Consider the following 22522-nt stretch of genomic DNA (forward strand, 5'->3'; position numbering starts at 1 on the left):
TTCTGAAAGTATGATACAAAGATACAACATGATATTTGTATGTGCAAACAACATGGAAAAATAATTTGTAATTGGTGGAGTGGTGAATAGTTGAATAGTGAAGTGGTGGAGTGGTAAGTGGTGAAGTAGTAAGTGGTGAAGTAGTAAATAGTATAGTAGTGACACATGTATTTCCAGTATGCCAGTTACTTCACTATTTACCACTCCACCACTTCACCAATCACCAACTACTTCTTAGGCAAATGAACCTCGGCTATCATGCAGCGGGCGGAACCGCCACCGTTGCCTTCAATCATTGACAGATCGAAGTGAAAAATAGTGGTATAGTCGTCTAATAAGTCGATTTGTTTGTCCGTGAGCGACTCGTGGGCTTGCGTAGACATGATCAGCAGCTTCTGCCCTTTTTGGGTCTGAACCATGAGCATATTCCCGGCAAAGCTGGCCATTTGCTCCAGCGAAATGTCGATAATACGCTTATTCAGTTTTTCAAGTTCCTGACGTACCATGAGCCGCTCGTCGGGGTCGCTGATGGCCGATAGACATATAACCGCAAATGTATCGGCAATGCACATCAGCACATTGGTATGATAGATAGCCTTGCCAGCTGCATCGGCTGCGTGGAACGATACAACACGGTAGTTGGTCTGTTGGCTGAACTCGGCCAGCACGTCGGGGTGCGTTCGGGGCGACATGCATGCAAAGGCTACGTGATTCATCCGGTCGAGCACTAGGCTGCCGGTGCCTTCCAGAAACTTGCCTTCCTGCTCAAAGCGCGTTAGATCAACGACTTTGGCAACGTGGTACTTTTTGGCCAGATCATCAATTATATCCTGACGGCGTTCGAGCCGACGGTTTTCGGCCTGCATCGGGTAGAGTACTACCGTTCCACTAGCGTGAAAGGATACCCAGTTGTTCGGAAAAATTGAATCGGGTGTATACGGCTCAACAGTATCTTCGTAAACCATCACATCTACGCCGAGGGTCTGAAGCTGGCGTGCCATTTCATCGAACTCCCGCTGGGCCTCCTGCTGAACTGTATCTTTTGTTTGTTCAGCCAGTTTAATATCCTGAAACGCGTTCGAGTCGGCGGTTTCGGTATTAAATCCGAAATTAACCGGACGAATCATTAAGATTCGGGAAGTAGCCTGTGATTGCATAAAGTGATTTGTAAGTGTTTTTATAAGTTGATAAGGTAAGTAAGTCGGTAAGTGGCTGGCGCATGAACAAGACTGATGCCAGTCACTTACCGACTTACCTGACTCACTGACTCATTTTCTTCAGCAAGTTAGTACGATCAGCCTATTTGTTCAATGTCCTGCTGAAAGCGTTTACCATTTTTGACAACTCTTCAGTTAACAAAACGATTTTACGTTGTTGCTGTTCGTCAATATACCCAAGCCGATAAGTCAGATAGATCATTGATATGACTTACCAACCCCTATACTTCTTCCCGAAAAAGGGGTAAACTCATGCAGTGAGAACCGCCACGTGCACGGCTTAACTCGGCTGATGGCAACATGATAAACGTATTTTCAATGGTTTCGGGAGACGACTCCCCCCGTTCGAAACGTGCCAGTAACTTAGCGGCACCGATCACCTCAAAGCCAGCCGCCCGAAAGGCATCTGCGGTTTTTTCGTTTCGGTCGTATCCAACCACCACGCCGTCTTTCAGTGCCAACAGGTTGCAGGAGTCCGTCCACTGCTCACGGGCACCAAACGGAAACTCATTATTACCCGAATAAATAAACTGTACGGGATCGGTGGCGCCGAGATCGTTTGTACTAATATCGATCAGCAGATCTTCCAGGTTTTCAAATTCGAATGGCTTCTGTTCCTGTCCTTTCCTGAACTGCATTATTTTCAAGTCTTCCGACACATCTTTCGGGGCAAAAAAATGGATTACATCGCGTTTCTTTGCTTCATCGCCCGTGCGGGCCAACGACCCCAACAGCACCCAGATATTACGTTTTACCTGCGTAAAAACCGTGTCGATGTGCATGTAGTCGCGTTTTTTCGGAATTTGAAGAACCGTAACCTTATCGACCACATTTTTGGCAAATACCAACCGCATCACCTGCTGAGCCGCGTATAAGGTAGTCCGTTCACTTACGCCAACGATCAGGTGTCGTTTGCCAATCATCATCACGTCGCCCCCTTCGAGGGTTGTGCGTGTAACATCCCGGTTCATATCGGCTTCGGGCAGTAAAAAGGCGTGTTCGTTATCTGGTATCTCAAGTATTTTATCCTGATAATCAACAAACAATGGATGATTAAAGAAAATATACTGCGCCAGTAGAGCTTCACGCGTGCGGGCCAGTTTTGCTGGTTTGTTGAGCAGAATGTGATCGTTAATAACAATCCCGATATCCCTCGTAAAAATAAAATTCGGGAGGGGAGAAAAGAGCATTGTCAAATCGGGCAGCGATCCGGAAATCATGATTTTAGCCAGTTCGTTGGGCTCGTACTGCCTCAACTGCTGCTGGGTCTGGTACGATGTCCGCTCTATTCCACAAATAGCGGCAATCAACTGAGTGCGGATAGTCTCATTGCCCAGAATGTCGGAGAGCAGACATTGAATATCGATTACCTTATCGGATTTGAAGTAATCAGCATGATCGGGCTTAAAAAACGACCGGTCAGAGTCAGGCCCGATGTCGGCTATTTTACCCCTCACTTTATCAGGGTCCAGGAAATACAACAGGATCTTAACATAGTAATCGTACTCGTCCCGACGCATCATATCCAGGTGCACGATATCTTCAAAAAGCCAATCCTGCGCTTTTGAGGGCACCACTTTTCCTAGCCCCCGGTCGGGGCTGTGGATGAGTAATCTACGCAGCGTACCAATTTCAGAGGATACGTTTATGCGGGAAAATGGCAGGGTTTCAGGATCGTTATCTGTCCGTATCAAGTCAACAAAAGTGGTGTTATCTGTATTCTTCATATAAAATTCAAGCTAAAATCCGGCAATAGGCCAGGTACGCAAGGTACAGGTTTGGCCAATATTACCCCATTTTATTAGTGTCATTAAGCTCTTTTTCTACATGCTTTCAGACTGCCTGGCCTGAAAACATATAGAAACAACCAGCGATTTTTTTTCCTTCTCTCATCGCAATTCAAGTTGTCTATCAGATAGAAACGGGATTAATAAGAAATAAATAAACATAATTAATAATATTACCTATCAACAAATAGTCAAAATAAACTATAATTTACCGTAAATGATATATAGTAAATATTGGCACACTGTTTGACACGTTGAGACATGTATCGATGATATTACCCTACATACGATTTATGAAATTACGTATCAGTAACATAAATGAGATTAGTCGATTATTTTTTCTCATCTCTATCCTGACAGGTATGGTCAGTCAGGTTAAGGCACAAGTTCCAGCGACTAATTCCATTCAACTCACGAATCTTATCAATAAAGCGAAAGCCAATCAGGGCGACGTGCTTATACACACACTTGTTGTGTCCAATACGGGCACAACCACCGCAACGGATATTCTTGTCCGGGATTCGAGTTCGGTTGGTGTACGCTATATAGCCAATTCGGCGATTATACCCGGCGGCACTACGTTCGCAACAGCCTTTCCTGTCACTAAATGGCTGATACCTACCTTAAGCGCCGGCCAAAGCCTAAGTCTGACCTATCAGGTTGCTGCCGATAGTTCGGGAATTATGTACAATACGGCAACCATCCCCGGCGATACAGCTACTGCCTGCGTGTCAATTCCAGTACGGGTTTGTAAAGGCGATACGTACCTGTTTCAATTAGCGGGGCCCGTTGGACGAAGCAGCTACCGTTGGTTTAAAGACGGTATTGAAATCGCCAGTCAGACAACCCGCCTTCTTGACGTAACTGCTCCGGGGAGTTACAGTTTGGCCGTTGATAGCGTCGCAGGCAAGTGTCCCGACTTATCGTACTGTCCTTTTATTATCGAAGAATACGCTGTACCTGCTTTTCAGGCGAGTACTGTACCGGCGAGTTGTTCGGGAGTTGCCCAGGCAAATGGCCAACTAATAGTAACTGGTTTCAGCGCTACAGATACCTATCAATATACGGAAGGAACCACGTTTACGGCAACGGCCTTGATATCGGGAGAACCGAAAACGATTCCTCCCAATGGGATTATAGCGGGCACTCTGCCAAATCCGGCAACCAGCAAATCCTATACGATAAGAGTCTATAATGCGACCGGTTGTTTTAGCGATCAAACAGTAACCCTGCTGTCAACCGCCTGTGTTCCACCTGCCCCGGTAACGCTGGATCTGCAACAATTTGTCAATAAATCGAAAGCAAAAATTGGCGAACTTGTGAGTTATACCGTCGTGCTGACCAACACAGGAACGACGTCGGCGGCAATGACGGCTGTCCAGATTTCAAGGCTGGCGGGCCTGCATTACATAACCAGCTCAATAGTACCCCCTCCGGGTACGACCGTTAATCCGAGCGCTCCGATCAGTACCTGGACGGTGGCCTCGCTGAGTGGTGGGCAAAGCCTCTCGCTCACCTTTCAGGCCATTGCCGACAGTTCCGGTATCCTCTACAACAAGGCCACCATCCCCGGCGATACGGCTACGGTTTGCACCTCGGTGCCCGTTAAGGTGTGCGTGGGAGAAAAATACACGTTCCGTCTTACAGCTGTGCCCGGCCGCAGCGCCTACCAGTGGTTCCGTACTTTCCAGGGCGTCACCACCGAGTTGACCAGTTTCACCACCAATGTGCTGGATATAACTCAGCCTGGTGAATATAAACTGGCGGTCGATAATCAGGCCGGTAAATGTCCCGACTTCAGTTGCTGCCCATTCATCGTTGACGAAGATAGTTTGCCAACGTTCAAGGCCAAAGCCTTGCCTGTAAGCTGTATAGGCAACATGGCCCAGAGCAATGGCCAACTGGTAGTAACGAACGTTCAGTCCACCAACACCTATCAGTATTCGCTGGGAGCGACCTTCAATGAATCGGCTTCCTTATCGGGTTCGGCTAAAGTGATACCGACGGACGGTGTCCTGGCTCATAACCTGGTGAATCCCAGCGAAGCCCAGGCTTACACGGTACGGGTTTATACTAATTCGGGTTGTTACTCGGATGTGACAGTGCTGCTGGTACCCACCAAGTGCAGTTGTCCGGCAGAAGTGTGTGTACCCTTTGTGATTAGTCAATCCAAACGGGTCAGGCGCATTGGCGATGCGCGTTAGTATTTCGATAAACGATTGATTTATTTTCTGTCTGGCCCGCCTTCGTTGCGGGCCAGCTTTGTTTATAGCCGCGCTAAAGTGACGTCAATTTTGCCCTAAGCCCAGCCTGTAGAAGGTGACAATAAGTAATTAACCCAGATGTTAGAATTCACTTAAACTATCAGCTTTATTAGCCTAAAGGTATACAAATTTCAATAAATAGACTACTTATTTATTGTTTATATAAAGAAGTAAAGGAAAAGGACATTTACATCAATCGACAAAGTGTTGATTATCAGAACAATAATTTGTCATGTATATGCAATACTAACTTATTGGCACAATAATTGGGATGTAACGAATATACAACTATATGTACCTTAAAGGTTACGCCTTAAGCTTTAGTGAACGATCATGTCCAGACTCAATATAGGGTTCATTTTCATCATTGTCATACAACTACTTACTACGGGTAGTCAAAGCCTGGCTCAGGCTGTTTGTGGTAATCCACAACTAACTGATGATCAAGTAGCCTTACAGGAAAAGCGGCTCGTTCAACGAAAAAATAAACCGTCGGCTCGCCTGGCAGCACAAATTCAGTATATACCCATCCGATTTCATGTAGTTCGGCAAAGCGATGGCACTGGTGGTGTTGATATGACTAGCCTGAATCGGGCATTGGTGTTACTCAACCAGGTGTATCAGCCCATAAATATTGCCTTTTATTTATGTAGTACACAACCGCATTATATTGATAACACAGTGCTTTTTGATTATGACAGTACTGAAGAGAGCACCCTGGCTGATGAAAATGATGTACCCAATGCGATCAACATATACTTACCCAATACGGTAAGCTATGGCGGTGGTCAGGTAGCAGGCTATTCTTATTTCCCCTCATCAATAGCTATGACAAATCGATTATTTGTTAAGGCCAGTCAGGTAGCAACCAATACGCTTAGTCATGAGCTTGGTCATTATTTTAATTTATACCATACATTCCAAAGTAACAGAAGCAGCAATGTAGCCAGCCGGGAATTAGTCATTCGACCAGGTGAACTACAGCAGGGTCGTCCTTTTCCAGCCAACTGCACAAGCGCAGGCGACTTCGTATACGATACCCCCGCCGACCCCTATGGCATTCCAGGAGCCACCACATCGGGATGTACGTATTCAGGCACTATTACTGACGCAAATGGTGATTCATTCCAGCCAATGATGTCGAATATAATGTCCTATTATTTAACCTGCGACAAGGCTAGTACGTTTACCCCTGGCCAATATACCCGCCTGGTAGCAGGGCTTGATTTCCGGCTTGACCCCTCGAATGAGTATACCCTGAATTGCGCAGGTACTTTACAAGAACCACCAACGAATTTAACCGTTAGCAGCACGAAAACCGGGGTTCAGTTGCAATTTCTCTATGCCGGAAATGATGCAGCCGGTTTCTTTATAGAACGCTCGCTGGAGCCTACGGCTAATTTTACAGTCGTTGGAAGCCTGCCACCAGATTCGTACGTGTATGTGGATGGCTCAGTGGTCGCCAATACCACCTACTACTATCGAATAAAGGCGTCAAATGCATCTACTCACTATAGTGCCGTACAAATGATCACGACGGGCCTGATTCATTGTATCCCAACCTACACATGGCCTGTCGAAAATTTTACGCCCAAAATAGATGACTTTATTCTAACAGGAAGTCAATCGACGTTGCGTTCCATAGCAACTGGAGCGGGGAAAGTCGGTTACTCCGATTTTACGACAATAGAGCATAACGTCGTATCTGGCAGAACATATTCGTTCACGGCAAGTGCGGTGACGGGAAATTCGGGAAGTTTCATTAACCAGCACCTAACGATCTGGCTCGACAGTAATCGCGATGGTCTTTTCAGCAGTACAGAAGTCCTTTTTCAATCGTCGGCCAGCCAATTATTAAATCCTTCACTAACGAGTACCATCAGTATACCTGCATCTATGCCTATTGGCCCGGCCCAGCTTCGCCTGCGAAGTCGATACGCGCCAGATGGTTTGGCAGAAAGCCCCTGCGACCCCTATTTGTTTGGCGAAGCCGAAGATTATACACTGATTATCAGCAATCCAACTCCACCAGCCTGTTTCAGCCTGATGGCCTCGGCGACACCTGTGCATTGCACTGGCAATAGCGATGGAACTGTCAGTCTTTCTGTGCTAGGTGGTACGGCGCCCTTCTCCTACTCAGTAGCGAACCTGTCAAATTCAACCGGCACATTTATCAACTTACCAGCCGGTAATTATAGGGCTACAGTAACTGATGCCAATGCCTGTAAACTCGGTTTAGATGTCACAATCATTGAGCCCGCCATGCTTTCGGCCAGCCTGACGGGAACAACGGTCGTTTGTGGCACCCGCGCGGTCGCGTTAAACGTGTCGGTATCCGGTGAAAATGGCCCATATACGCTACAATTGAGCGATGGGCTGACTGTACGCACGATTACGAATTATGCAAGCAACACCCCTATTTCAGTTTTGCCCGACAATACTACCCAGTATCAACTACTAACGATAACCGATGCAAAAAACTGTTCGGTCAGTCTGGTAAAAGCGTCGGCAACCGTTACAGTAAACCCAATAAATCAGGCCGTTATTTTGCCCGGTAGTGCATCGGTGTGCAGTGGTCTAGCACTTAAACTAACTGCCAGCCAGGGCAGTCAGTATAAATGGAGCACCGGTCAAACCAGCGCACAGCTAGTTGTGATGAATTCCGGCACTTATTCGGTCACGATCACCAGTGCAGCGGGTTGTACCAGTACGGCAGCGGCTTCAGTTCTGGCGACTCCCTGCATAAAGTCAGTGTTATTCAGGAGCAAGGTACTTCTTGAGGGGTTTATCGACGCGAACACGGCCTTAATGCATAGCCTGTTGGCTTTGAGAAACCTACTACCAAAGCAACAACCGTTTTCGGCCCAACCCTGGCTCTATACAGGACCAGAGCAGGTTACAAACTTTCCAGCCAACGTAACCGATTGGGTGCTGGTGATGGCCAGAAATGCGTCGAATGTAATTATTGCTCGAAAAGCGGCCTTCATTCGAAACGACGGGATACTCATTGACCTCGACGGCACCGAAGGCATCCTGTTCACAGCGATCCCGGAACCAGTTTATATGTCGATACATCATCGCAGTCATCTGGCCATTCTATCGGCCAACGAGGCCGTCGACAATCAACTGGTCGATTTCACGACCGATGCCACAGCGGCACGAGGCACGCAGCCTTTTATCCAAATAGGCAGCAAACTGGCCATGTACTCCGGCGACTATGATGCTAATGGTGTCATTAACAGCACAGATTACAACAAATGGAAAGTAAATGCGTCGGCCGTTGGGCGCTATCTGTCTATTGACGGAGATGGCAACGGAATCGTTAACAATCAAGACTTTAACAAGTGGACACTCAACCGGTCAAAAATTGGAATCCCCGGCTTATAATTTCTTCCATTCATTTGCAAAACAGCTACATGAACAATTTTTTGAATTTCTTAGCCAGTGCTGTTTTAAGCCTGCTGGTCATTTGCTTAGCCACGCATGATGCGCAGGCACAAACAGCCAACCTTAGCGTATCGACCCAACTCGATTGCGCAAGTGGCCACTATCTCGCTACCATGCAAATTCGGGCTAGCGATGCAACCTCTTTTTCTATTGGCACGTCGTCTGTATTTTTAACCTATGACCCCAACTCCCTGACCTTTGTCAGTTATCAATCGCTCAATTTCGACCAAAACTCACTGTGTGGTGATCAGGCACTTTGGGATATGCATAGTTCCGACGGGACCAGCCCTGGTTTGTTTAACCTGACAATGTCACTGAACAGTACATCCGTAAGTTGTCCATTAATTAACAATACAGACTGGGTCAGTATTGGCACGATCACGTTTAACGTAAAAAACCCGGATGGTAATCCAGCATTGAATTTTGTCCCCAATTTTAGCAGCTTCAACGCCGTACCGGCCAACAATGGCGTGGTTCGAATTCAAACCGGTCAATTCACAGGCGTAAATCAGGCGGGCGTTCTTCGTTGCGCTCCAGTCTGTTCGCTGAGTCTGACAACGCCCAGCCTTCCCGTTGGTCAGGCAGGTTCGGCTTACAACCAGGCCCTGGCGGTCAGTGGTGGCACAGCTCCCCTGGCCTACACCGTAGTGGGAGGTAGTTTGCCGGCAGGGTTGAGTTTATCCCCAACAACAGGGGTGATTTCGGGTACGCCTACCTTAGCCACCACGACTTCATTCACTGTGCTTGTTACTGACAGCCAGTCCTGTTCGGCACAGAGTGCATTGTCCATTACGACTTCGGCGGCTCCGGTCTGCTCGCTGTCGGCCGTTGTTACGCCTGGCCTCTGTAGCACCGCCAACAACCAATATACACTAACAGGCACCCTGAGTTTAACGAATGCTACGGCTGGCAGCCTGCTTATTGCTGATGGCAACCTGTCGGCTATTGTATCCATAACAGCCAATCAAACAACTGCCAGTTTCTCACTGGCAGGCCTTACTTCAGATGGGGCAGCGCATACAGTGTCAACAAGTCTGACAGGTTGTAACAATACAAGCTCTACCTATATCTCACCACAAAGTTGTGCATTGCCCCCCTGTCTATCGACAGACTGTATCCCTATAACAGTTAGTCGACTGTGATGAGTAGATGGATATAAGTCAGGTTTCACACGCCCGAACGACATAAGGCAGGCGTCGTATTTCTGCTCCTGCTTTGCCACGACCAAAACTATTTTGGTTCTGGCAAAGCAGGAGTTTTTTGTTCAAGAGCGAATAAGCTAAAAATGGGTCAACTTTTAAACGTCCTATTTTGTTATCCCAGAACGCAGATGCCATTTCATCTGTTAACTTTGCGGCTTTATTTAGCGCTGTCACGATAAATCTATTATGTTATCCATCAGTAATTTACATGCCTCGATTGGCGAAAAAGAAATTTTAAGAGGACTCAACCTGGAAGTCAACGCCGGTGAGGTTCACGCTATTATGGGTCCCAATGGTGCTGGCAAAAGCACGCTGGCATCGGTACTGGCAGGTCGTGAGGACTATGACGTAACGAGCGGCAGTGTCATTTTCGATGGCAAAGATTTATTAGATATGGCGCCGGAAGATCGGGCTGCCGAAGGTATTTTTCTGGCGTTTCAATACCCTATTGAAATTCCGGGTGTGAGCACAACAAACTTCCTGAAAACAGCGCTCAACGAAATTCGCAAGTATCGCGGTCAGGAATCGCTCGATGCCGTGCAGTTTCTGAAGTTGATGAAAGAAAAAATGAAGCTCGTCAATATTGACCAGTCTTTATTAAGCCGTTCATTGAACGAGGGTTTCTCGGGAGGAGAGAAAAAACGGAACGAAATTTTCCAAATGGCCATGCTCGAACCGAAACTGGCGATTCTAGACGAAACCGATTCGGGTCTTGACATTGATGCCCTGCGTATTGTGGCCGACGGTGTCAACAAGCTTCGGTCGCCGGAGCGGGCTACCATCGTGGTAACCCACTATCAACGCTTACTGGATTATATCGTGCCCGACTACGTGCACGTATTATATAAAGGTCGTATTGTGAAGTCCGGCCCGAAAGAGCTGGCCCTCGAACTGGAAGAAAAAGGGTACGACTGGATAAAGGCAGAAGCCGAAGTAAATCAGTGAAGGATGTAGAATGAAACGTGCCTACTAATCGCTTTGTACGTTTCATTCTACATTCTACATTCTTCACTAACTATAAAATGACTCCCTCTTACGCATCATATAACGATTTTAAAGAGCAGTTGCTGACGTCTTTTCGGGACAACGAAGAGCGTATGAACGGCGAACGGAAATCTCCGTTACACCAGCTTCGACGGGCGGCTCTGAAACAGTTTGAGCAGCTTGGATTTCCTACGATTCGTCATGAAGAATGGAAATACTCCAACGTCAACGCGCTTATTAAAGAAGATTTCGGTCTCGACGCAACGTCTACGCTAACGGCTGAAGACCTGAGTCCGCTCGAAATCCCGAATCTGGAAGGCAACATCCTGTACTTTATTAATGGTATTTATCATCCCGAACTATCGCGGATTGTTAGTCCGGCCAATGAGGTACAAATTACAAGTTTTGCCGAAGCGATTAAAGCTGATGCCGACTTTATCGGCTCTCATTTTGCTCAATACGCTGATTATCAGGAGAACGCTTTTACGGCGCTGAATACAGCTATGTTCAGCGATGGCGTTGTGATTCGGGTACCGGCAAATACCACCGTTGAGCAACCTATTATTCTGCGTTTCATTACCGATGCCCGGGAGAAAAACGTTGCTTCACAACCTCGTAACCTGGTCGTTATCGGTAAAAATGCCGAAGTAATGATGGCCGAAGCTTACCGGACACTTGGCGAAAAATCCAGTTTCGTGAATGTTGTAACGGAAATCGTTCTCGACCGCGATGCCCGGATGCAGTATTACAAAGTACTTAACGAAACAGAACAGGCGTATCACATTGGCACTACGCAGGTAAGCCAGTCAGATAACAGTCATTTCTATTCGGCGGCTATAACGCTCAACGGAAACTTCGTTCGCAACAACTTGAACATCAGACTAAACGGCCAACATGCCGAAGCCTTTATGTACGGTTTATATATGCCGAACGGCCGCCAGCACGTAGACAACCACACGCTGGTAGATCATGCCCTGCCGAACTCATACAGCAATGAACTCTACAAGGGTATTCTGGACGACAACAGCACGGGCGTATTCAACGGTAAAATCTTCGTTCGGCCCGACGCGCAAAAAACCAACGCCTATCAGTCATGTAAGAACGTGGTGCTATCGTCAGGCGCTTCAATGAACACGAAGCCGCAGCTGGAAATCTATGCCGACGATGTGAAGTGTTCGCACGGAACGACAACGGGCCAGTTGAATGATGAGGCTCTGTTTTACATGCGCTCACGGGGTATTCCTAAAGATGAAGCCCGGACGCTTTTGCTGTATGCCTTCTCGCAGGACGTACTGAGTCAGATAAAAATACAGTCCATCCGCGAATACCTCGAAGGGGTTGTTCGGGAGAAGCTGACGAAGTAAAAAATGAATAATTGATAATGGACAATGGATAGTGATTACCTGATGAGCCATTGTACATTATCCAAACTTTTCGTGGTGTCGGGTTTTCAAACCCGGCACCTTTTTTATGCCATATGACTTGAGTTCTCAAGTTATTTACCTGCCTTATCAAATCCTCATAACCCTTTACTTCTTAACTACTTATGGGCCGTCTTTACGTACTGGTCTGCTTGCTGCTCACGCTATGCCCCACCTATGGCCAAAGCGTTCAGTTCATTTTCGAAGGCGATTCAACAACGATACCATTCGTTCAGGACAGCTTGCGGGGTATTTCGGGTCTGGAGATCGTACCGGCCACCGGCGAGTGGCATCTGGTGAGTGACCGAGGCTGGCATTTTACGTTCGCCAACATTCGCAGCATCCGCGATCTGGGCGATAGTTCACGCTTAAAAAGTGCACAAAAAACACCCTACTGGTTTGAAGGCGTTCGTTTTGATGCGAAAACCAAGACTTATTTCTGGGCCGATGAACACGAGTATGTTACCTCCATCCAATACGGCAAAACCATCCGCGATAGTGCCGCTCAGGTATTGTTAAAAATGACCCTCCCCGCCCCCAACAAAGGTCTCGAAGGACTGGCGTTCACGTCTACCGGTTCCCTCTGGATTGCCCCCGAAGCGGGTTGGGAAGGTGAAACCCGCATGAGCCAGGACACTATCACATTTTTTCGCTACCCAAATCCAACGGCTAACGATCCAGTTGTAGAGCGATTTGCCTACCCCATAAATCGATGCCCGTTTGCGCAGGGTGAAGAACGCATTGGCGGCATTTCGGAAATAGTGGCTGTAGATGATACCCGACTACTGGTACTGGAACGATGTTACGACGCCAGCCAGAAACGGGTTACGGCCAACCTGTTTCTGGCAACGCCCAACGAAAAAACGTACACCCTGCAAAAGGAACTGGCATTCGATTTCAACAAGCAATTTCCGGGCACAATCTGCAATCTGGAAGCAATGGCCTGGGCCGATGAACAGCATACCAGCCTTGTACTCGTGGCGGATGATAATTTCCGCGTCAATAAAACACTCCGCAACCAGGTCATCGTTTTGAAAAGACGGTAGCGTTTATACGAACCTAACCACCCTTATTTTACGTTTTACAGACGACCCTCTGGTCAACGTTACAGTCAGTTGCCCCTTTTTGGTACGAACACGATATGGAATCAGCGATAGAAACTACCCTCGATATTCAGCAAATCCGTCGGGATTTCCCCATCCTCGATCAACAGGTAAACGGTCGCCCGCTGGTTTATCTCGATAACGCAGCCACGAACCAGAAGCCGATTTCGGTCATAAACGCCCTTACCGGCTATTATGAAGGGTATAACGCGAATATTCACCGGGGTATCCACCACCTGGCAGAAAAGGCTACGGCGGCCTTCGAAGCATCACGGCGGGCCATGCAGGAATTTCTGAATGCCAAACACTGGCAGGAAATTATCTTTACCTACGGCACTACCGATGGCATTAACTTGGTGGCGCAGAGTTACGGACGCCATTTTCTGAAAGATGGCGACGAGATTATTATCTCGACGATGGAGCACCATTCCAACATTGTGCCCTGGCAGATGCTTTGCGAAGAGAAAGGGTGTATTTTAAAAGTGATTCCCATCAACGACGAGGGTGAATTGCTCATTGACGAGTACGAAAAACTGCTGACGGAACGAACCAAAATCGTTTCCTGCGTACACGTCTCGAACTCACTGGGTACGATCAATCCGGTCAAAACCATCATCGACAAAGCCCACGAAGTTGGCGCGGTTGTTTTAATTGATGGCGCTCAGGCCAGCTCGCACCTTGAGCTTGACGTTCAGGCGCTCGACGCTGATTTTTACGTCCTCTCGGCGCATAAGTTATATGGCCCAACGGGCATGGGGGTTTTGTATGGCAAAAAAGAAATTCTTGACTCGATGCCTCCCTACCGGGGCGGTGGCGAAATGATCAAAGAAGTGACGTTTGCCAAAACAACCTACAGCGATCTTCCCTATAAATTCGAAGCGGGTACACCTAATATTGCCGATGTCGTAGCGGTCAAAACCGCCCTTGAGTACATGGCGGGGCTAGGAAAAGAAAACATTGCGGCCCACGAAAACGACCTGCTTCAGTATGCCACCGAACAACTGAGCGAGCTGGACGGACTGCGTATTATTGGGCGGGCTAAACATAAAATTGGTGTTGTCTCCTTCGTACTGGACGGCATTCACCACCAAGATACAGGCGTCATTCTGGATCAGCAGGGCATTGCCGTGCGCACGGGTCATCACTGCACCCAACCACTCATGCAACGCTTTGGTATTGCCGGAACTACGCGGGCGTCATTTGCGGTTTATAACACCAGAGATGAGATTGACCGGCTTGTACAGGGTATTCGCCGGGTTCAGAAAATGATGTTGTGATTTTTAAAGCTTACTACTATGTTTCCTGACGAGATTTTATTGGACAAGAATCAGGTACTTGCCAGTCTCAGCGAATTGCCCGATAAAGTATCTTCTGAAGACTTAATCGAGCGTATTCTGTTTATAAAATTGATTGAAAGCAGATTACGGGAAACAACTGAAGTACCTCATGAGCAAGTCATGAAGGAACTGAAGGAAATAAAACAGCAGAAGCTGGCTGAATTAAACAAAAAAGTATGATTGCCTGGAAAGAATCGGCAAGAGAGGAAGTCCGGGAGATTTACAAATATTTATTTGATCAGTCAATTGCTGTAGCCGACGAATGGTCAGACGAGTTAGAAAAGAAATTAGGTCTACTAATTCAATTTCCAGAAATGGGACGAATGGTGCCAGACTTTTACATTTCATTCATTCGAGAAGTCTTTGTCGGTATAGATTAGTGTATAGCATACAGGAAAAAACGCTGAAAATACTTGCCATTCGCCCAATGGGTCGACCCCTAGGTAAGTTGTAATTATGACAATTAACGAAAAGCAAGACGAAATCATTGAAGAATTTGACTTGTTCGACGACCAACTCGACAAGACGCAATACATTATTGACCTCGGCAAAAAGCTCCCTCCAATGCCCGAAGCCCAAAAAACCGACGATAACCGGATTATGGGCTGCCAGTCGAAAGTGTGGGTCGATGCCGAATTGAAAGGAGATGGGCTTTATTTTTATGGAGATAGCGAACCAACGGCTCAAATTTCGAAAGGACTGGTTGGCTTGCTGATTCGGGTGCTTTCGGGTGAGAAACCCGAAGACATCGCCAACGCTGATTTGTATTTTATTCCGCGCGTTGGCATGGGTAATTTGATCACCTCTTTGCGTGCCGGTGGACTTGCGTCGATGATTGAGCGCATGAAAGCTTTTGGCCGCGCCTATACCGAAAAAACTGTTTAATACGTGTCATGACAGAAGAAGAACTAAAAGAACAAGTTGTACTGGCCCTCAAAGGCGTTTATGACCCCGAGATTCCGGTGGACGTTTATGAACTGGGACTCATTTATGATATCAAGATATTTCCGGTCAACAATGTATATATCCTGATGACACTGACCTCCCCTTCCTGCCCATCGGCGGGGGAGATTCCGGCTGAAATCGAAGAGAAAGTGCGTGCTATTCCGGGTGTGAGCGACGTGAGTGTCGAACTTACATTCGAACCGCCTTACTCAACCGAATTAATGTCGGAAGTAGCCAAGCTTGAACTTGGATTCATGTAACATTTAGCCAGTAAGTTATTAACTAATAAACTATTATGTATCCTCCTCATTTGCTTACCCCAATGCGGGAAGACCTGACCAGCGTCGGGTTTGAAGAATTGACCACTGCCGACGACGTAGTGAACACAATGGAAAACGCCGAAGGTACCATGCTCGTTGTGGTCAATTCGGTGTGTGGTTGTGCGGCTGGTGCGGCTCGTCCGGGCGTGAAAGCGGCTTTGGCAGCTAGTCCAGTAAAACCAGACAAAATGGTATCTGTATTTGCGGGTGGTGACCTGGAAGCAACCGCCAAAATGCGGGAATATTTCCTTCCGTATCCGCCATCATCGCCAGCAATCGGCATTTTCAAAGATGGTGACCTCGTGCATTTCATTGAGCGGCACCACATTGAAGGCCGTTCGGCGCAGATGATCGCCCAGCACCTCGAAATGGCACTGGAAGAGTTCTGTACGCCAGCAAACGCATAGGTAACGCGGACATTCTGTCCGCATGGTAACTACTTAATGTAGGGCTATGCGGACAGGATATCCGCGTTACGTTTACGTCACCGCGAAAATCTTCGCCAAGAATCTTGACAACGGCAGCAGGCAAAAGACAAGAAAGGCCATTGGAAAATTGGCGAAAGCTGCTACCCAGGCCGCATTCATGACGATAAGCGATAGTACACCTGCTTTTACGGCCATACCAATATTTTGACCAACGGGGTCTTTCACGGCCCGCCAGAGCGGAGGGAAGATGTAGTAGCCAAACAAAGCCAGAAAAGGTAAAGCCGTACCAAGTTGTTGCTGACGTTGAGCCAGGGCAGCGACACACCCAATAACAAGCGCATAGAGTATTCCTGCAGCGCGCAGTATAGTCGGGCTTCCGCCATGAACTTCGCCCCGGCTAATCATGGTAATCGCTGCGATATAGGCAATTGGCACCAGACCAACCCAGGCCCAGGGCATTATCTGTTCGGGCAGTATGCTGATACCCAGCAACAGATTCAGCCCCCGGCAAAGACCCATATTAACAGGTCCCAACCAGTTGTGGTGCTTGCCAAACCGATCGTAAACAAGCGACGCGATGGTAATGGCAATAGCTAATAATCCAGCCGTTGGATTGACCAGGAATGATGCAGCAATCCCGATCACGAATAATGCCGTTCCGAGCAAAGTCGCCGTCGATTTACTGACGATTCCGCTTGGAATAGGGCGCTCCGGCCGCTCGATTGCATCCAGTTCGGCATCGAACACATCGTTAAAAACAACTCCCCCCCCATACAACCCAACCGTTGCCAGCGAAAGCCAAGCCGCCGGAGCGGCAGAAGAATCGGGAATTAGAAAATAACCTGCAATGGCCATCCCGGCCAATACATCGGCAACAGCCGTAACTAGGTTTGCGGGACGCGTTAAGGAAAGAAGTGCTTTTAGCATAGAGTGTGAAAGAGCGAAAGAATGAAAGAGCGAAAGAGTGAAAATGACTGATGTCAACTTTTCACTCTTTCGCTCTTTCATTCTTTCGCTCTTTATTTAATGATCGTTGATTCTTTATCTACTCTGGGTGCCTGTCCGCCACGCAGAATCGAGCTGCCGTTGTAGCGTTGAGTTTGGTCAATACCTATGGGTTGGGTAAGGTCTTCCAGACTTACCTGCCCGCTTTGAGCAAAGGCCGTTAAGGCATTAGTAAAGGTAACAAGTTTGATAGCCTCATCCGAAATACCATGCTGTTTCATCAACGCGGCCGTTTTGGGAACGGCGAGTGGATCGCTGATGCCCCAGTCGGCGGCCGAGTTGATCATGATGCGCTCCGGCCCATATTGCTTCACTACTTCCACCATTCGTTCATTACCCATTTTAGTAAACGGATAAATCGTGAACCCTGCCCAGAATCCCCGGTCCAGTACCTCACGTACTGTTTCTTCATTATTATGGTCAACGATCACCATACCGGGCGCAATACCGTGTTCGATGGCAACATCCATACTCCGGCTGGTTCCCTGTTTTTTATCGCGGTGGGGCGTGTGAATCTGCACAGGCAGGTTTGCTTCGCGAGCCAATTCCAGTTGCGCCCGATAGTATTTATCCTCGGCAGGTGTCTGATCGTCATAGCCAATTTCGCCAATACCCACCACCCCTTCTTTATAGATGAATAAAGGAAGGATTTCCATAACCTGTTCGGCTAGTGCTTCCTGATTTGCCTCTTTGGAGTTCAACCCGATGGTGCAATAATGCCGAATACCAAATTGCGAAGCCCGGAAACGTTCCCAGCCAACCAGACTGGCAAAGTAATCCCGAAAAGAATCGATACCGGTACGAGGCTGACCCAACCAAAAAGCCGGTTCAATGACAGCCACTACGCCTGCATCGGCCATCGCCTGATAGTCATCTGTTGTACGGGCACTCATGTGGACGTGCATATCGAAAAATGACATACCGCCAATTGACTTCATAAAATCCATAATCTCTTTATGTTAAAGGCATTCATCAAGCATCAATCAGTCAACAAAGTTCTGCAAAAATCGCCCCCTTTCTACCTGATTTTTATCAACATTTAATTCAACTTAATCAAACTTCGCCTTAGTCTATTCGTTTTATAGATAACAATACAACAAATGCAACCATGAAAATGTACCATCAACGTGTTAGAATAAAGTGGAGTCTATGGGTAACTCTACTGTTGTTGGCAGGTGGCGGATTAACAGCCTGCCGGGAGAATGCTATCAATGACCTTAGCCCAGCCGACAGTCCGGTATATATCACAAACTACGACCGCTCGGTTAATTTTAGTCAGTACAAAACCTTTAGCTTACCCGATTCGGTGATAATTGAGTCGAACGATGCGTATAGCGCAGATCAGACTCCAATTTCGAGCCGGTTTGTAACGAACGTAGCTAATGCCATGACCGCCAGAGGGTTTCAGCGAGTTAGCAAAGGTGATAGCGCCGATCTGGGCGTGGCGATTATCCGGGTTAATAATCAATATACGGGCGTGGCGTCGAATCCGTATTCCTACTATTCGAGCTATTGGGGTTATGGTGGTCTGGGAGGTTATGGCTATTCACCCTATTACCCCAGTTACTACACCTACCAGGTTACCGACCAGTATTGGGAAGTTCAGATTGTCGATCTAAAAAACCGTCCGGCAACGGGCACAGGCACAGAACAGCCCCAATTAAATGTTATTTACGACGCAACCATTCGGGGTACCGACATCACCGATCAGCAAGCCGTCGACACCGCGATTAGCGCAATTTTCAATCAATCGCCTTATTTAAAGGCTACTGAATAAGCACTCATGAAACCGATCATAGCATTCATTGCCCTGATGGCGTTAACAACAACGACCTGGGCGCAGTATCAGAACGACAATAAGGGAAACTCCGCGTTTCCATCACCCTATCAGGAATACGTAACGTTTAATATTTCGGCCCGGTATGGCGTTGCTTTTCCTATGGGCGGCACACAGGGGTATATTGATAAACTATCGCCTACCAACCTGGCACTGGATGGCGAGTGGCTGTTTCCTCAACGGTTTTCAATCGGAATAAAAACGGGCTATCAATACAACAAACAGCGATTGGCCCGGCAAGTATATGATTATGGCGACCAGTCCATCTCGGCCGTGCAAACGCGAACGCTGTCGGTTATTCCGGCAATGGTTTCCCTCTCCTACTACTTCGCCGACAATGCAGCGGCTATTCGTCCGTATGTGCAGTTTGCGGGTGGGGGTGCCTATGTTGACTATACCAATTACTTCGGCACGCTGGCCGATCAGTCGCATGGTTTCAAAGGAGCAATTGCCCCCGCTATTGGGCTTAAGTATTACGGCAAACGCGAGCAGGGATTGGGTGCCGAGATTCAGGCGCAATACCAGAACGTGTTCTTCAACTACGATATGCTGAAGAACAGTGCCCCGTCGCTGATGCTGTCGGCCGGGATTTCGTACCGGTTCTATTGATTGCAACAGGCTTAGGTAAATGAATAATGTAACGTGAATAAGGCATAACCATTACGTATTATTCATTATCCATTAGCCATCTACTTTATACATCACATCAACTCCTCCATGTGGGCAGGCAAACTGCGCCCGGCAGCACGGCGTTCGGCAGCAAAATCGGCCAGCGTTTGAGCGAGCCGGGCGTTGTTGCGTTCAGTCAGTCCGGTAACCTGCGTAATGTCTTTATCAGTAAAGAACGCTTTCATAATCAGTTGATTCCAGGCTGCTTCGCTGAAGTAATCGGCAGGGTAAGGGTTATGGAGCATGATGGCCGATTGAACATCGCCAATGTTATTGCGAATACCTTCTGTTGCCTGAAATACCCATGCTTTGGGGTGCGCCAACACCGGCAAGGCCGAATAAAGCGCAACCAGTTCATTCATTTCGCCTGCTTTAAACAGTTCGGTAATAGTTTTTACATAAACGGCTTCGTCATCGGCAGGCAGTTGAAGTAGCCACCACACCCGCGAAAGCCGGTCTAGTGTCCAACCATCCACCGAGAAGCCGGGGCGCACCCGTTGCAGAGCAAATTGAATATCGGCTGGCACTTCAATAAGTTGTTTACCCACAAAGCGCGGCATCGCTGTAAAAACACGGTAGAATAGGGCTACTGGCTGATTGTCCGCAAATGCATCGGCCTGCTGACGAAGGTAATTTACCGCCTTTTCGGAATCAGGTTGCTGCTCAATCAGGTAGAACAGCGTTTGGCTCATTGTAAGGATATTCATAACGTAAAAGTAGTCGTTCGTTGGATTTAGTACCATGATAAAACACACCTTCGTTCATGATCGCGCATAGCTAACACATTTAGAGGAAATCCGCAACGAACAACCTGGACATATTTGCCTGTCAGATAGTATTCCAGACTCAACTGCCCGTTTCTTCGGCAATCTATTATACAGCATGACATAATACAAGTAGGTACAATTAGCGACCTATACGCTATATTTTACCATCCCATATTATTGCCAAATAGAGAACCGTGTATCCTTATTTTACGACGTCAATTTTCAGGAGTGTACTCTTATTTTATATCCAAAAATCCTATATCTCTAATATATTTATTTTGTAATAACTTGACTAAGATAGCGGGATTTGTTGATCATTTGGCAGGGCCGCCTGTGTGGACTGCGCTTCGATTCATAGGGGTGAAGCGGTCAAAACGTTCTTGAAAGAGCGACCTGGTCGAGTTCACTTAGAACGTTTACCGGCCTACAGTCCTGAATTGAACCCCACTGAATTAGTCTGGAATCAGTTAAAAAAAAGCCTTAAAGAATCAAGTGTTTGTTTCGCTGGAGGCCTTAACGGAAGCGGTACTTGAGCCGATCAGCTTGTTGCGGAAAGACGTTAAAATGGGGCAGGCCTTTTTCCAGAAAGAGGAAGTCGCCTTCTTTACGGACTAATTCATGGATCAATAACGTATAGATCACTTCGTTGTTTCCTAAACCGTTAACGTAATGAAAGTTCTGTTAAGCACGTTCCTTCTTATTGTCTTGTCTGCCTTTATGTGGACCCGTCCAGACGATTTACCGATCAATCAAATACAGGTTATCGGTTCCCATAATAGCTATAAGCAAGCCATTGATCCGGCATTGTTTAAGGCGTTTCAACAAAAAGATTCAGTATCGGCTAGTAAAATTGATTATGAGCATATACCCCTTACCGATCAGTTGACCATGGGGCTTCGGAATCTGGAAATTGATGTGTACGCCGATGAAAAGGGAGGCCGGTATGCTCATCCTAAAGGACTGAATTTGGCTAAAGATCAGGCCCCATACGATCCTGACCATAAAATGGACCAACCCGGCTTTAAGGTTTTTCATATTGTTGATCTTGATTTTCGCAGCCATAGCCTAACACTAATCGACTGCCTGCAGCAATTGCGAACCTGGTCAGAAGCGAATCCTGATCACACTCCGGTTTTTATTACCCTCGAAGGCAAAGACCAGCCGCTTCCTACGCCAGGTTATACGGTACCCGAAAAATTCACGGAGAAGCTGTTTGATGAACTGGATAAAACCCTGCTGGATTATTTAGGATCGAAGCATCTTATTATTCCCGATAATGTGCGGAGCAACTACAGTACGCTGGAGGAAGCCGTACTAAGAGGCAACTGGCCAACAGTGAACAGTGCAAAGGGGAAATTTATGTTTATCCTGGATGACAAATCGGCCAAACGAGCTATGTATATGGCCGGTCATCCATCGCTCAAAGGAAGGGTGTTATTTACAAATGCCGACCCGAATACGCCTGAAGCTGCCACCATGATCCGCAATAATCCAACCGATCCAGCCATAAAAGGACTGGTCAAAAAAGGATATATCATTCGGACGCGTGCGGACTCAGATACGCAGCAGGCCAGAGCAAATGACACTGGCAATTTTGTAGCTGCCTGTAATTCGGGAGCACAAATCATAACTACCGACTATTATCTAAAAAGTACTCATTTTAAATCAGACTATTCGGTAAGTTTTGACAAACACACCTATTTCCGCATCAATCCCTTATTTATAACTCAGGCTGCTAAGTGACTGACCCAAAGTGACTTAAAGGAAAAGGGGCGATACTTCGGCAGGT

General features: G+C 47.3%; 23 protein-coding genes. 16 read left to right on the forward strand and 7 right to left on the reverse strand.

What is annotated here, in order from left to right:
* Positions 1-227 precede the first annotated feature (227 nt).
* Together ctlX and CWM47_RS34545 are read right to left on the reverse strand one after the other, a co-directional pair.
* Positions 228-1157 (reverse strand): citrulline utilization hydrolase CtlX, encoded by a 930-nt coding sequence (gene ctlX, locus CWM47_RS34540; protein ID WP_100993062.1) that lies wholly within the window; start codon positions 1155-1157, stop codon positions 228-230.
* A gap of 281 nt (positions 1158-1438) precedes the next feature.
* Complete coding sequence (locus CWM47_RS34545; RefSeq protein ID WP_100993063.1) at positions 1439-2944, reverse strand: arginine deiminase family protein; 1506 nt, start codon at positions 2942-2944, stop codon at positions 1439-1441.
* A 353-nt stretch (positions 2945-3297) separates the two neighbouring features.
* Here CWM47_RS34545 and CWM47_RS34550 point away from each other — a divergent pair, with 353 nt between their 5' ends.
* The 3 genes from CWM47_RS34550 (at position 3298) to CWM47_RS34560 (ending at position 9857) form a co-directional block, all read left to right on the forward strand.
* Positions 3298-5208, forward strand: a complete 1911-nt coding sequence (locus tag CWM47_RS34550) for a DUF11 domain-containing protein (RefSeq protein ID WP_170069478.1) — start codon at positions 3298-3300, stop codon at positions 5206-5208.
* A 393-nt stretch (positions 5209-5601) separates the two neighbouring features.
* Positions 5602-8655 carry a GEVED domain-containing protein gene (locus tag CWM47_RS34555; RefSeq protein ID WP_100993065.1) on the forward strand — a complete coding sequence of 1018 codons (3054 nt, stop codon included), beginning with the start codon at positions 5602-5604 and terminating at the stop codon, positions 8653-8655.
* A 29-nt stretch (positions 8656-8684) separates the two neighbouring features.
* The gene (locus CWM47_RS34560; protein ID WP_100993066.1) at positions 8685-9857 is read left to right on the forward strand and encodes an Ig domain-containing protein; all 1173 of its coding nucleotides are present in this window, start codon (positions 8685-8687) and stop codon (positions 9855-9857) included.
* Between the two features lie 18 nt (positions 9858-9875).
* Here CWM47_RS34560 and CWM47_RS38520 read toward each other — a convergent pair whose 3' ends face one another.
* Entirely contained in the window at positions 9876-10091 is a 216-nt protein-coding gene (locus CWM47_RS38520; RefSeq protein WP_157816154.1) for a hypothetical protein, read from the reverse strand.
* Positions 10092-10103: 12 nt separating this feature from the next.
* Between CWM47_RS38520 and sufC the strand changes: the two genes are divergently transcribed.
* The 9 genes from sufC (at position 10104) to CWM47_RS34605 (ending at position 16434) form a co-directional block, all read left to right on the forward strand.
* Complete coding sequence (sufC, locus tag CWM47_RS34565; RefSeq protein WP_100993067.1) at positions 10104-10862, forward strand: Fe-S cluster assembly ATPase SufC; 759 nt, start codon at positions 10104-10106, stop codon at positions 10860-10862.
* Between the two features lie 77 nt (positions 10863-10939).
* Positions 10940-12265 carry a Fe-S cluster assembly protein SufD gene (sufD, locus tag CWM47_RS34570; protein ID WP_100993068.1) on the forward strand — a complete coding sequence of 442 codons (1326 nt, stop codon included), beginning with the start codon at positions 10940-10942 and terminating at the stop codon, positions 12263-12265.
* Between the two features lie 182 nt (positions 12266-12447).
* Positions 12448-13368: an esterase-like activity of phytase family protein gene (locus CWM47_RS34575; protein ID WP_100993069.1), complete on the forward strand. Its 921-nt coding sequence runs from the start codon at positions 12448-12450 to the stop codon at positions 13366-13368.
* Positions 13369-13463: 95 nt separating this feature from the next.
* Positions 13464-14702 (forward strand): cysteine desulfurase, encoded by a 1239-nt coding sequence (locus CWM47_RS34580; RefSeq protein WP_100993070.1) that lies wholly within the window; start codon positions 13464-13466, stop codon positions 14700-14702.
* Between the two features lie 18 nt (positions 14703-14720).
* Positions 14721-14942, forward strand: a complete 222-nt coding sequence (locus CWM47_RS34585; RefSeq protein WP_100993071.1) for a hypothetical protein — start codon at positions 14721-14723, stop codon at positions 14940-14942.
* Positions 14939-15142 carry a type II toxin-antitoxin system RelE/ParE family toxin gene (locus CWM47_RS34590; protein WP_240625604.1) on the forward strand — a complete coding sequence of 68 codons (204 nt, stop codon included), beginning with the start codon at positions 14939-14941 and terminating at the stop codon, positions 15140-15142. Before CWM47_RS34585 ends, CWM47_RS34590 begins: the two co-directional genes overlap by 4 nt.
* Positions 15143-15218: 76 nt before the next feature.
* Positions 15219-15647 carry a SufE family protein gene (locus tag CWM47_RS34595; protein ID WP_100993072.1) on the forward strand — a complete coding sequence of 143 codons (429 nt, stop codon included), beginning with the start codon at positions 15219-15221 and terminating at the stop codon, positions 15645-15647.
* An 8-nt stretch (positions 15648-15655) separates the two neighbouring features.
* Entirely contained in the window at positions 15656-15967 is a 312-nt protein-coding gene (locus CWM47_RS34600; RefSeq protein WP_100993073.1) for a DUF59 domain-containing protein, read from the forward strand.
* 35 nt (positions 15968-16002) lie between these two features.
* Entirely contained in the window at positions 16003-16434 is a 432-nt protein-coding gene (locus CWM47_RS34605; protein WP_100993074.1) for a BrxA/BrxB family bacilliredoxin, read from the forward strand.
* Between the two features lie 72 nt (positions 16435-16506).
* Here CWM47_RS34605 and eboC read toward each other — a convergent pair whose 3' ends face one another.
* Complete coding sequence (gene eboC, locus CWM47_RS34610; protein WP_100993075.1) at positions 16507-17382, reverse strand: UbiA-like protein EboC; 876 nt, start codon at positions 17380-17382, stop codon at positions 16507-16509.
* 92 nt (positions 17383-17474) lie between these two features.
* The gene (locus CWM47_RS34615) at positions 17475-18407 is read right to left on the reverse strand and encodes a TatD family hydrolase (protein ID WP_100993076.1); all 933 of its coding nucleotides are present in this window, start codon (positions 18405-18407) and stop codon (positions 17475-17477) included.
* 161 nt (positions 18408-18568) lie between these two features.
* Between CWM47_RS34615 and CWM47_RS34620 the strand changes: the two genes are divergently transcribed.
* Positions 18569-19237, forward strand: a complete 669-nt coding sequence (locus CWM47_RS34620; protein ID WP_100993077.1) for a DUF4136 domain-containing protein — start codon at positions 18569-18571, stop codon at positions 19235-19237.
* A gap of 6 nt (positions 19238-19243) precedes the next feature.
* Positions 19244-19906, forward strand: coding sequence for a porin family protein (locus CWM47_RS34625; protein WP_100993078.1), 663 nt, complete (start codon positions 19244-19246; stop codon positions 19904-19906).
* 92 nt (positions 19907-19998) lie between these two features.
* Here the strand turns inward: CWM47_RS34625 and CWM47_RS34630 are convergent, their stop codons facing one another.
* Positions 19999-20673 carry an EboA domain-containing protein gene (locus CWM47_RS34630; protein WP_100994167.1) on the reverse strand — a complete coding sequence of 225 codons (675 nt, stop codon included), beginning with the start codon at positions 20671-20673 and terminating at the stop codon, positions 19999-20001.
* Between the two features lie 395 nt (positions 20674-21068).
* On the opposite strand from CWM47_RS34630, the gene CWM47_RS40495 reads away from it, so the two are divergent.
* Complete coding sequence (locus CWM47_RS40495; RefSeq protein WP_100993079.1) at positions 21069-21266, forward strand: transposase; 198 nt, start codon at positions 21069-21071, stop codon at positions 21264-21266.
* On the opposite strand, the gene CWM47_RS39920 is transcribed toward CWM47_RS40495, so the two are convergent.
* Positions 21247-21375: a hypothetical protein gene (locus CWM47_RS39920; protein ID WP_262511995.1), complete on the reverse strand. Its 129-nt coding sequence runs from the start codon at positions 21373-21375 to the stop codon at positions 21247-21249. The two genes, CWM47_RS40495 and CWM47_RS39920, sit on opposite strands and share 20 nt — an antisense overlap.
* Before the next feature lie 27 nt (positions 21376-21402).
* On the opposite strand from CWM47_RS39920, the gene CWM47_RS34640 reads away from it, so the two are divergent.
* Positions 21403-22476 carry a phosphatidylinositol-specific phospholipase C1-like protein gene (locus CWM47_RS34640; RefSeq protein ID WP_100993080.1) on the forward strand — a complete coding sequence of 358 codons (1074 nt, stop codon included), beginning with the start codon at positions 21403-21405 and terminating at the stop codon, positions 22474-22476.
* The last annotated feature ends 46 nt before the right edge of the window (positions 22477-22522 follow it).

This window comes from Spirosoma pollinicola (assembly GCF_002831565.1).
Taxonomy (GTDB): Bacteria; Bacteroidota; Bacteroidia; order Cytophagales; family Spirosomataceae; genus Spirosoma; species Spirosoma pollinicola.